Below are 9,370 nucleotides of genomic sequence, written 5' to 3' on the forward strand. Positions count from 1 at the left end.
GTGCCCGACGCCGCGACGGCGAAGGTGACGACGGCCGGCACCTGCTCGCCCGGCTCCGCCAGCGCGGAGCGAAGGGAGGTCGCGAGCGTGCCCATGAGCGCCAGCCCGGCCACGGCCGCCACCACCCCTTCGGGCGCGAGCGAGACGAGGGTGGCGAAGGCTGCGGAGGCGATGCCGATGGGCACGAGGACGATGCCTGAGGTCACGCTCGCGATCCAGCGGCGGGAGCGGTCCTCCCCGGCATCGGGACCGGCGGCGAGGGCGGCGCTGATCGCCGCGAGGTTGATCGCGTGCCCGCCGGCGGGCGCCCCGAGGACCGTCCCCGCGCCCGTGACGAGCATCGAGCGTCGCCACGGCACCTCGTAGCCGAAGCCGCGCATCACCGCGACGCCCGGAACATTCTGCGAGGCCATGGTCACGAGATAGAGCGGCAGGGCGATCCCGACGAGCCCGCCGAGGGTGAGAGTCGGCGCGGTGAGCTCGAGCCGGGGCGCGAGGGAGCCGGTGTCGACGGGCGCGCCGGAGCGGGCGAGATGGACGGCGATGACGACCGCCGCCACGACGAAGGCGAGCGGCGAGGCCCACCGCGGCGCCAGCCGCAGGGCGAGCACCCACACGATGACCACCGGCCCCACCGCCCACGGGTTGGCCGCCATGCCCGTCACCGTCCCGAGGCACAGCTGCATGACGATGCCGGCGAGCATCGCCTGCGCCACCGAGGCGCGGATCCGGGTGATGAGCGACCCGAGGGCCGGCACGAGTCCCGTCGCGAGGACGAGGACACCGGTGACGACGAAGGCCCCGACCGCCGCCGGCCAGCCTCCGTCGACCGTCCCCGTGGAGGCGAGCAGCGCGGCTCCGGGCGTGGACCACGCCACGGTGATCGGCAGTCGGGTCGTCAGGGAGAGGACGACCGAGCTCAGGCCCATGAGGATCGTCACGGCCAGCAGCCCGCTGGCGGCCTGGGCGTGGGTCGCCCCGACGGCGGTCAGTCCCTGCAGGACGACGACGAAGGCGCTCGTGAAGCCGACGAGCGCCGTGACGACACCGGCCGCGACCGGGCGGCTCGTCTCGATCGGCATGCGCACACGCTAGAGGGTGCCGTGACATGCAGAAGGCCCGGACCGCGATGCGATCCGGGCCTTCTGGCTCCCGGGTGGAGCTGAGGGGATTCGAACCCCTGACCCCCTCCATGCCATGGAGGTGCGCTACCAACTGCGCTACAGCCCCGAGTGGGTTTCCCCCGAAGGGGACTGCGAGAGTTTAACCCTACGCACCCCCGCTTTTCCAAATCGGGCTCCGCGAGGGGCTCACAGGCCCTCGGCGGAGGCATTCCACTGGGTGATCCGCCAGCCGGAGCGCCCCTGCTCCACGACCGCCCAGTGGCAGTTGCCGAAGCCCCCGAGCACCCGCCAGGCGGTCTGCTGCTCGAGGCCGACGAGCTCGGCGACGACGGTGCGGCCGGTCACGCCGTGGGTCGCGACGACGACGGTCTCCCCCGGGTCCATGCCGTCGACAAGCTCGTCGAGGCCGGGCGCACGCGCTGGGCGAGCTCGGCGAGCGACTCGCCGTGGCCGCCCCGCTTGAAGTCCTACGCCGCTCACGAGCCGCTCGGCGTCGAGCGGGTACTGCTCGCCCACCTCGGCGGCCGTGAGGCCCTGCCAGGCGCCGGCGTGGATCTCGCGCCAGCGCTCGTCGACGGCCACGTCGAGGTCACCGCTCGCGGCGGCGACGGCCAGCGCGGTGTCGTGGGCACGGGAGAGGTCGGAGGAGACGATCCGCGAGGGACGAAGGGCGGCGATCGCCCGGGCCGCAGCCGCAGCCTGCTCCCGACCCAGGTCGGTCAGCTCGTGGTCGAGGTGCCCCTGCCAGATGCCCTTGAGGTTGGAGACGGTCTGGCCGTGGCGCAGCACGATCAGGCGACGGGGCTCCCCCTTCGCCTCGCTCACCGCTCGTCGGACTGCTGCGAGCCCACGACACCGAGGTCGAGGTGCGGGCAGTCGCGCCAGAGGCGCTCGAGGTCGTAGAAGTCCTTCTCCTCGTCGTGCTGCGCGTGCACGACGACGTCGCCGAAGTCGATGAGGACCCACCGGCCGGGGCCGTTGCCCTCACGGCGCAGCGGCTTGATCTGGGCCTCCTCGCGCATGGCCTCCTCGACGGCGTCGACGATGGCCTGCACCTGACGCTCGTTGTCGGCGGAGACGATGAGGAAGATGTCGGTGAGCGGCATCTGCCCGGACACGTCGAGCCCGGTGATGGTCGTCGCGAGCTTGTCGGCCGCCGCGCGGGCGGCGATGGTCGCGTTGTCTATGGCCTGCTGGGTGGCTACCACGGTGTGTCGGTCACTCCCGGTCGTCGGTGTAGAGCTCGTACTTGTTGATGTACTGCACGACGCCGTCGGGCACGAGGTACCAGACGGGTTCGCCGGCGGCGACGCGCTGTCGGCAGTCGGTGGAGGAGATCGCCATGGCGGGCACCTCCTGGAGGGTCACCCGGTCCTCGGGCAGCCCCGTCTCGCTGAGGTGGTAGCCGGGGCGGGTGACGCCGATGAAGTGGGCGAGGTCCCACAGCTCGCCGACGTCCTTCCACGACAGGATCTGCGCGAGGGCGTCGGCGCCGGTGATGAAGAAGAGCTCGTCGTCGGGGCGCAGCTCGCGCAGGTCGCGCAGGGTGTCGATCGTGTAGGTCGGGCCCTCACGGTCGATGTCGACGCGGCTGACGGTGAAGCGCGGGTTGGACGCCGTCGCGACCACCGTCATCAGGTAACGGTGCTCGGCCGGGCTGACCTGGGTGTCCGCCTTCTGCCACGGCTCCCCCGTGGGGACGAAGACGACCTCGTCGAGCCCGAAGCGCGAGGCGGCCTCGCTGGCGGCGACGAGGTGACCGTGGTGGATGGGGTCGAAGGTCCCACCCATCACGCCGAGGCGCTTGCTCAGTGGTGGTCCCCGGCCTCGGGCCCGTGGTCATCGTGGGCGACGGTGTTGTCGGCGGTCGGGATCTTGGTCGCGGCCTGCCGGAAGGCGAAGAGGGCGGCCAGCATCATCGAGAAGATCAGCAGGGCGAAGAGGCCGTAGACCCAGGGCGCGACCGGCAGCTCGTTGTGGTGGCCGGTCTCTGCGGCGAGGGAGACGAAGGAACTCAGCATGGCTCCATGCTACCCGGCCGTTGTCCACCGACGTCATCCACAGGCCTGTGGGAGAAGGCGTGGAGAGCGCCCTCTGCCTGTGGATGAGGCTGTGGGTGGCAGCCGCTCACCGATGCGTCACTCCTGACGTTGCCGAGGGCCACCGACCCGGCGTAGAACAGTCCCCACACCGCGGCTGCTTCACGGCGGCCGGCAGGACCACAGGGATAACGACGTCCGCACGTCCGGCACGGGGGAGGCTCCGCGTCGGGCTCAGGCGACTCGAGCGGCGTCGGCGCCTCCTGGTCCACGTGTCACCGCGACGTCGTGGCTCCGCGCCCGGCGTTGTGCTGCAGTCGCCGCAGGACCCCACGGGGCGTGACACGGACAGCGGTCAGGGCCCTTCCCCGCGTCGGGGGGAGGGCCCTCGGCTGTGTCCGGGACGGGCGAGGGGGGGTCAGCCCCGGATCTGGCCGTCGCCCTCGACGACCCACTTCGTCGTCGTCAGCTCGGGCAGCGCCATCGGGCCGCGGGCGTGCAGCTTCTGCGTCGAGATGCCGATCTCCGCCCCGAAGCCGAACTCCCCGCCGTCGGTGAAGCGCGTCGAGGCGTTGACGAGCACCGCCGCCGCGTCGACCTCGGCGGTCCAGCGCCGGGCAGCCGCCCGGTCCTCGGTGACGATGGCCTCGGTGTGGCCGCTGCCGTGGCGGCGCACGTGCTCCATCGCCGCGTCGAGGTCGTCGACGACGGCGACGGACATCTCGAGCGCGAGGTACTCGGTGTCGAAGTCCTCGTCCGTCGCGGGCTCGACCGTCACGCCCTCGGGGGCGAGCTCGCGGGTCGCCTCGTCGCCGTGGAGCACGACGCCGGCGGCCGCGAGCTCGCGCAGCGCGTCGGCAGCACGTCGGCGGCGACGGCGCGGTGGACGAGGAGCGACTCGGCGGCATTGCAGACGCTCGGGCGATGGGTCTTGGCGTTGAGCGTGATCGCGAGCGCCTTGTCCCGGTCGGCGGCGACGTCGACGTAGACGTGGCAGTTGCCCACGCCGGTCTCGATGACGGGCACGGTCGACTCGGTGACGACGGTCTGGATCAGGCCCGCACCCCCGCGCGGGATGAGCAGGTCGACCAAGCCGCGGGCGGTCATGAGCGCCTTGACCGCGTCGTGATCGCCCTCGAGCAGCTGGACGGCGTCGGCCGGCAGGCCGTGCGCCTCCAGGGCCGAGCGCAGGGCGGTGACGAGGGCACGGTTGGTGCTCGCGGCGGCCGAGCCGCCGCGCAGGATCATGGCGTTGCCGGACTTCAGGCCCAGGCCGGCGGCGTCGACGGTGACATTGGGGCGGGCCTCGTAGATCATGCCGACGACCCCCATCGGCACCCGCACCTGACGGATCTGCAGGCCGTTGGCGAGCGTCGATCCGCGCACGACCTCGCCCACGGGGTCGGGCAGCCCGGCGAGGTCGCGCAGGGCGTCGGCGACGGCCGCGACGCGCTCGGCGTCGAGGGCGAGGCGGTCGAGGAGGCCGGTGGCCATCCCCCCTTCGCGCCCGCGCTGGAGGTCCTGCGCATTGGCGGCGACGACGTCGTCCGTGGCGGCATCGACGGCGTCCGCGAGCGCCAGCAGGGGCGGCGTCCTTGTCGGCGCGGGTGAGCAGGGCGAGGGTGCGGGAGGCGACGCGGGCCCGCTCGGCGAGGTCCGTGACCGTGGCGATGCTGTCCGTCATGCGCACAGGCTACGACCGGGCGATGCGATGATGCCGGGGTGACCACGATTCTGTCGATCCAGTCCCACGTCGCCTACGGCCACGTCGGCAACTCCGCTTCTGTCTTCCCCATGCAGCGCCTCGGTGTCGAGGTCTGGCCGGTGCACACGGTCAACTTCTCCAACCACACCGGCTACGGCGCGTGGCGGGGTCCGCTGATGGACCCGGCCGACGTCGCCGACGTCATCACCGGGATCGGTGAGCGTGAGGCCTTCGCCGAGGTCGACGCCGTCCTGTCCGGCTACCAGGGCGGTGAGGGCATCGGCGCGACGATCCTCGAGGCCGTCGCCGCGGTCAAGGCCGCCAACCCCGACGCCATCTACGCCTGCGACCCGGTGATGGGCAATGCGAAGTCGGGCTGCTTCGTCCACGAGTCGATCCCCGTGCTGCTGCGCGACAAGGTCGTCCCGCAGGCCGACCTCATCACGCCCAACCAGTTCGAGCTGGGCTTCCTCACCGAGACCGAGCCGGAGACGCTCGAGGAGACCCTCGCCTCCGTCGACGCCGCGCGGGCGATGGGGCCGAGCACCATCCTCGTCACCTCGGTGCTGCGCCCCGACCGGCCCGAGGGCACGATCGAGATGCTCGCCTGCCACGAGGACGAGGCGTGGATCGTGCGCACCCCGCACCTGCCGCTCAAGGCCAACGGCTCCGGCGACGTCACGGCCGCGCTCTTCACGAGCCACTGGCTGCGCAGCCGCGACCTGCAGCAGGCCCTCGGCGCGACCGTCTCGGCGGTCTTCGACCTGCTGCAGCTCACCCTCGACTCCGGCAAGCGGGAGCTGCAGCTGGTCCAGGCGCAGGAGGCCTACGCCCACCCGCGCATGCAGTTCGAGGTCACCCGCGTGCGCTGACCCGAGTCAGAGCAGGGCGAGGTGGTCGCGGTGGATGACCTCGCGCTCGTACTGCGGGCCGATCTCCTTGGCCAGGTCCTTGGTGCTGCGCCCCATGAGGTGCGGCAGCTCACCCGAGGTGTAGTTGACGAGGCCGCGCGCGATGACGGTGCCGTCGGGGCCGACGACGTCGACCGGGTCGCCGTCGGTGAAGGAGCCGGTCACCCCGGTGATGCCGGCGGGCAGGAGCGAGCGGCCCCGCTCCCGCAGCGCGGTCACCGCGCCCTCGTCGATCTGCACCGACCCGCGCGGGGTCGTCGCGTGGGCCAGCCACAGGGCGCGTGAGCCCCGACGACGCCTCGCGGGGGCAAAGGCCGTGCCGACGTCCTCGCCAGCGAGTGCCTCGGTCACCTGGTCGGCGGAGGTGAGCACCGTCGGGATACCGGACGCCCCGGCGATCGTCGCGGCCTCGACCTTCGTCGTCATGCCACCCGAGCCGACGGCCGAGCCGGTGCCGCCGATGGAGATCGACTCCAGTTCCGCCGGGTCAGAGACGAGCTCGACCCGCTCGGCCCCGGGCGTGCCCGGCTTGGCCGTGTAGAGCGCGTCGACGTCGGTGAGCAGCACGAGGGCGTCGGCGCCGACGAGCTGGGCGACGAGCGCGGCGAGCCGGTCGTTGTCACCGAAGCGCACCTCGTGGGTGGCGACGGTGTCATTTTCGTTGACGATCGGCAGCACGCCGAGGTCGAGCAGCGAGTCGAAGGTCCGCTTGGCGTTGGTGTAGCTCGTGCGCCGGGTGACGTCGTCGACCGTCAGCAGGACGAGCCCGATGGTGTGCCCGTGCCGGCCGAAGGCCTTGTCGTAGGCCGAGAGCAGCACGCCCTGCCCGACGCTCGCTGCCGCCTGCTGGCGGGCGAGGTCGCTGGGCCGCGTCTCCATGCCGAGCGGACCGATGCCGGCGGCGATGGCACCCGAGGAGACGAGGACGACCTCGGTGCCCTCGCTGCGGCGGGCAGAGATCGCGTTGACCAGCGCGGTGAGCCGGGCGACGTCGAGCTCTCCCCCGGCGGCGCTCGTCAGCGACGACGAGCCGACCTTGATGACGATGCGCCGGGCCCGGGCGATCGCCCGCCGGGCGTCGGCTCCCATCAGTCGTCCTCGATCCAGTGCCCGGCGTCGCGCTCGGTGCGCAGGTCCTCGCGGGCTGCGGTCTGGGCGTCCTTGCGGGCGTGGAACTGCTCGCGCCGCTCCTGGGTCGTGCGCCGGGTGTTCTCCTCGAGGCGCAGGTCGGTACCGCGGCCGCCGAGCAGCTCGGCACCGCCGACGAGGGTGGGCTCCCAGTCGAAGACGACGGCGTCGTCCTCGGGGCCGATGAGCACGGTCGAGCCGGCGACGGCTCCCGCCTTGGTCAGCTCCTCCTCGACGCCCGCACGGTTGAGGCGGTCGGCGAGGTAGCCGACGGCCTCGTCGTTGGCGAAGTCGGTCTGGTGGACCCAGCGGGTGACCTTGGCACCGAGGACGCGGAAGACCTCGCCCTCCGAGCCGCCCTCGCGACGCACGACGAAGCCGGCGTCGTCGACGGCCTTGGGGCGCAGGACGACCCGCTGCGGGGCGACCTCGACGGCCGACTCCGCGCGCGCCGCCTGGACGTGGCGGGCCATGGCGAAGGTCAGCTCGCGCAGGCCGGTGTGGGCGACGGCGGAGACGATGAAGACCTCGAGGCCGCGCTCCTCCAGGTCGGCCTTGACCATGTCGGCCAGGTCGAGCGCGTCGGGCACGTCGGCCTTGTTGAGCACGACGATGCGGGTGCGCTCCGACAGCGGGCGACCGCCGAGGGTCTCGTCGGCGACATAGGCCGCGAGCTCGGCCTCGATGACGTCGAGGTCGCTCATCGGGTCACGGCCCGGCTCGAGCGTCGCGCAGTCGATGACGTGGACGAGCACGGAGCAGCGCTCTACGTGGCGCAGGAACTCCAGACCCAGGCCCCGCCCTTCGCTCGCCCCGGGGATCAGGCCCGGGACGTCGGCGACGGTGTAGCGCACGTCGCCGGCGGTGACGACGCCGAGGTTGGGCACGAGGGTGGTGAAGGGGTAGTCCGCGATCTTGGGCCGCGCCGCGGAGAGCACGGAGACCAGCGAGGACTTGCCGGCGCTCGGGAACCCGATGAGGGCGACGTCGGCCAGGGACTTCAGCTCGAGGACGACGTCGGTCGACTCCCCCGGCTCGCCGAGCAGCGCGAAGCCGGGCGCCTTGCGCCGCGCGCTCGCCAGCGCCTTGTTGCCGAGACCGCCACGACCGCCCTGGGCCGCGACGAAACGCGTGCCGGGCGTGACGAGGTCGGCGAGGACGTCACCGGCGCGGTTGGTGACGACGGTGCCGGCGGGCACGGGCAGGACGAGGTCCTCGCCGTTGGCGCCGTTCTTTTCGTCGCCGGCGCCCGGAGCACCGTTGGTCGCCCGGCGGTGCGGGCTGCGGTGGTAGTCGAGCAGGGTCGTCACCTGCGGGTCGACGACGAGGACGACGTCGCCGCCGTGGCCGCCGTTGCCCCCGTCGGGGCCGCCGAGCGGCTTGAACTTCTCCCGGTGCACGGACGCGACGCCGTGGCCACCCCGGCCCGCCTCGACGTGCAGGGTGACCCTGTCCACGAAGGTCGTCACGACCTCACCTTTCCTTCGATCTGGTACGGCGAAGGGGGCAGGTCACCTCGACCCGCCCCCTTTGCGCATGCTGTGGCTCGCGTCAGCTGGCGGTGCCCGCCGGGAGGACGCTGACGACCTTGCGGCCGCGCTTGGCACCGAACTGGACCTCGCCGTCCGCCAGGGCGAACAGCGTGTCGTCGCCACCGCGGCCGACGTTGTCGCCCGGGTGGAAGTGGGTCCCGCGCTGGCGCACGATGATCTCACCGGTGCCGACGATCTGGCCGCCGTAGCGCTTCACGCCGAGGCGCTGCGCGTTGGAGTCGCGGCCGTTCTTGGACGAGGAGACACCCTTCTTGGAAGACATGTCAGTGGGTTCCTAACTGTTGAAGGAAGGCTCAGGCCTTGATGTCGGTGATCTTCAGCTGCGTGAGCGGCTGACGGTGACCCTGGCGCTTGCGGTAGCCGGTCTTGTTCTTGTACTTCATGATCGTGATCTTCGGGCCCTTGGCGGCCCCGACGACCTCGGCCTTGACGCTGACCTTGGCCAGCTTGTCGGCATCGCTGGTGACGGTCGAGCCGTCGACGAGCAGGATGGGCTGCAGGTCGACGCTGTCGCCGGCCTCGCCCTTGATCGAGTTGATGAGGATGGTGTCGCCGACGGAAACCTTTTCCTGGCGGCCACCCGCGCGAACGATCGCGTACATCAGGGGGAACTCACTCTCTGTCTGAAGTGCACTCGCTCTGTCTGACCGGCCAACAGTCCCCATGCACAGGCATGGAGCGTCCGCTCGGTGGGCGCACCAAGGGTCAAGACTACCGGCGACCCCCTCCACCGGACAAACCGGCGAAGGGGGTCGACGTGCAGTGCTCGGGTCAGGCCTTGGGCGGGCCGGCCTCGGAGGTCACGCGCTTGCGCTTGCGACGGGCCGGGGCGGCCGGCTCGGGGTCGGCGACCGGGCGTGGTCGGCGCCTCGCCGGACTCCCCCCGCGACCTTGGTCAGCGGGGCGCCCT

At 72.2% G+C, this 9,370-nt stretch carries 10 protein-coding genes, 1 tRNA gene and 1 pseudogene; 1 reads left to right on the forward strand and 11 read right to left on the reverse strand.

The genetic code is table 11. The features are described from left to right. From AC2W7J_RS11790 to AC2W7J_RS11820, 7 genes and pseudogenes are all read right to left on the reverse strand, one after another. Positions 1-1,082: benzoate/H(+) symporter BenE family transporter (locus AC2W7J_RS11790; protein WP_485982609.1), on the reverse strand; the 1,082-nt coding region annotated here is incomplete at its 3' end. Between the two features lie 75 nt (positions 1,083-1,157). Beyond that, positions 1,158-1,230, reverse strand: a tRNA-Ala gene (locus AC2W7J_RS11795). An 80-nt stretch (positions 1,231-1,310) separates the two neighbouring features. After that, positions 1,311-1,949 carry a histidine phosphatase family protein gene (locus tag AC2W7J_RS11800; protein ID WP_485982611.1) on the reverse strand — a complete coding sequence of 213 codons (639 nt, stop codon included), beginning with the start codon at positions 1,947-1,949 and terminating at the stop codon, positions 1,311-1,313. Continuing rightward, positions 1,946-2,332, reverse strand: a complete 387-nt coding sequence (gene rsfS / locus AC2W7J_RS11805; protein WP_421006788.1) for a ribosome silencing factor — start codon at positions 2,330-2,332, stop codon at positions 1,946-1,948. Before rsfS ends, AC2W7J_RS11800 begins: the two co-directional genes overlap by 4 nt. Before the next feature lie 10 nt (positions 2,333-2,342). Then, entirely contained in the window at positions 2,343-2,936 is a 594-nt protein-coding gene (nadD, locus tag AC2W7J_RS11810; RefSeq protein WP_485982616.1) for a nicotinate-nucleotide adenylyltransferase, read from the reverse strand. Then, positions 2,933-3,145 carry a hypothetical protein gene (locus tag AC2W7J_RS11815; protein WP_084449562.1) on the reverse strand — a complete coding sequence of 71 codons (213 nt, stop codon included), beginning with the start codon at positions 3,143-3,145 and terminating at the stop codon, positions 2,933-2,935. The genes nadD and AC2W7J_RS11815 overlap by 4 nt, the downstream gene beginning before the upstream one ends. 436 nt (positions 3,146-3,581) lie before the next feature. Beyond that, positions 3,582-4,847 (reverse strand): annotated as a pseudogene (locus AC2W7J_RS11820) (glutamate-5-semialdehyde dehydrogenase). Between the two features lie 38 nt (positions 4,848-4,885). Here AC2W7J_RS11820 and pdxY point away from each other — a divergent pair. Further along, positions 4,886-5,740: a pyridoxal kinase PdxY gene (gene pdxY / locus AC2W7J_RS11825; protein WP_255185869.1), complete on the forward strand. Its 855-nt coding sequence runs from the start codon at positions 4,886-4,888 to the stop codon at positions 5,738-5,740. 6 nt (positions 5,741-5,746) lie between these two features. On the opposite strand, the gene proB is transcribed toward pdxY, so the two are convergent. The 4 genes from proB to rplU form a co-directional block, all read right to left on the reverse strand. Next, the gene (gene proB / locus AC2W7J_RS11830) at positions 5,747-6,868 is read right to left on the reverse strand and encodes a glutamate 5-kinase (RefSeq protein ID WP_427802577.1); all 1,122 of its coding nucleotides are present in this window, start codon (positions 6,866-6,868) and stop codon (positions 5,747-5,749) included. After that, the gene (gene obgE / locus AC2W7J_RS11835; RefSeq protein WP_485982614.1) at positions 6,868-8,376 is read right to left on the reverse strand and encodes a GTPase ObgE; all 1,509 of its coding nucleotides are present in this window, start codon (positions 8,374-8,376) and stop codon (positions 6,868-6,870) included. Before obgE ends, proB begins: the two co-directional genes overlap by 1 nt. An 82-nt stretch (positions 8,377-8,458) precedes the next feature. Next, a complete protein-coding gene (gene rpmA, locus AC2W7J_RS11840; RefSeq protein ID WP_255185866.1) occupies positions 8,459-8,722 on the reverse strand; it encodes a 50S ribosomal protein L27 in 264 nt (87 codons plus the stop codon). A gap of 31 nt (positions 8,723-8,753) precedes the next feature. Beyond that, positions 8,754-9,062, reverse strand: a complete 309-nt coding sequence (rplU, locus tag AC2W7J_RS11845; RefSeq protein ID WP_421006791.1) for a 50S ribosomal protein L21 — start codon at positions 9,060-9,062, stop codon at positions 8,754-8,756. Between the last annotated feature and the right edge of the window lie 308 nt (positions 9,063-9,370).

The sequence above is a fragment of the Janibacter sp. CFPM2_SD2 genome (genome assembly GCF_057364645.1).

Excerpts from the sequence above, each read along its gene's own strand:
- rplU (WP_421006791.1), bottom strand. The coding sequence starts at position 9,062 with ATGTACGCGATCGTTCGCGCGGGTGGCCGCCAGGAAAAGGTTTCCGTC.
- proB (WP_427802577.1), bottom strand. The coding sequence starts at position 6,868 with ATGGGAGCCGACGCCCGGCGGGCGATCGCCCGGGCCCGGCGCATCGTC.
- rpmA (WP_255185866.1), bottom strand. The coding sequence starts at position 8,722 with ATGTCTTCCAAGAAGGGTGTCTCCTCGTCCAAGAACGGCCGCGACTCC.
- AC2W7J_RS11815 (WP_084449562.1), bottom strand. The coding sequence starts at position 3,145 with ATGCTGAGTTCCTTCGTCTCCCTCGCCGCAGAGACCGGCCACCACAAC.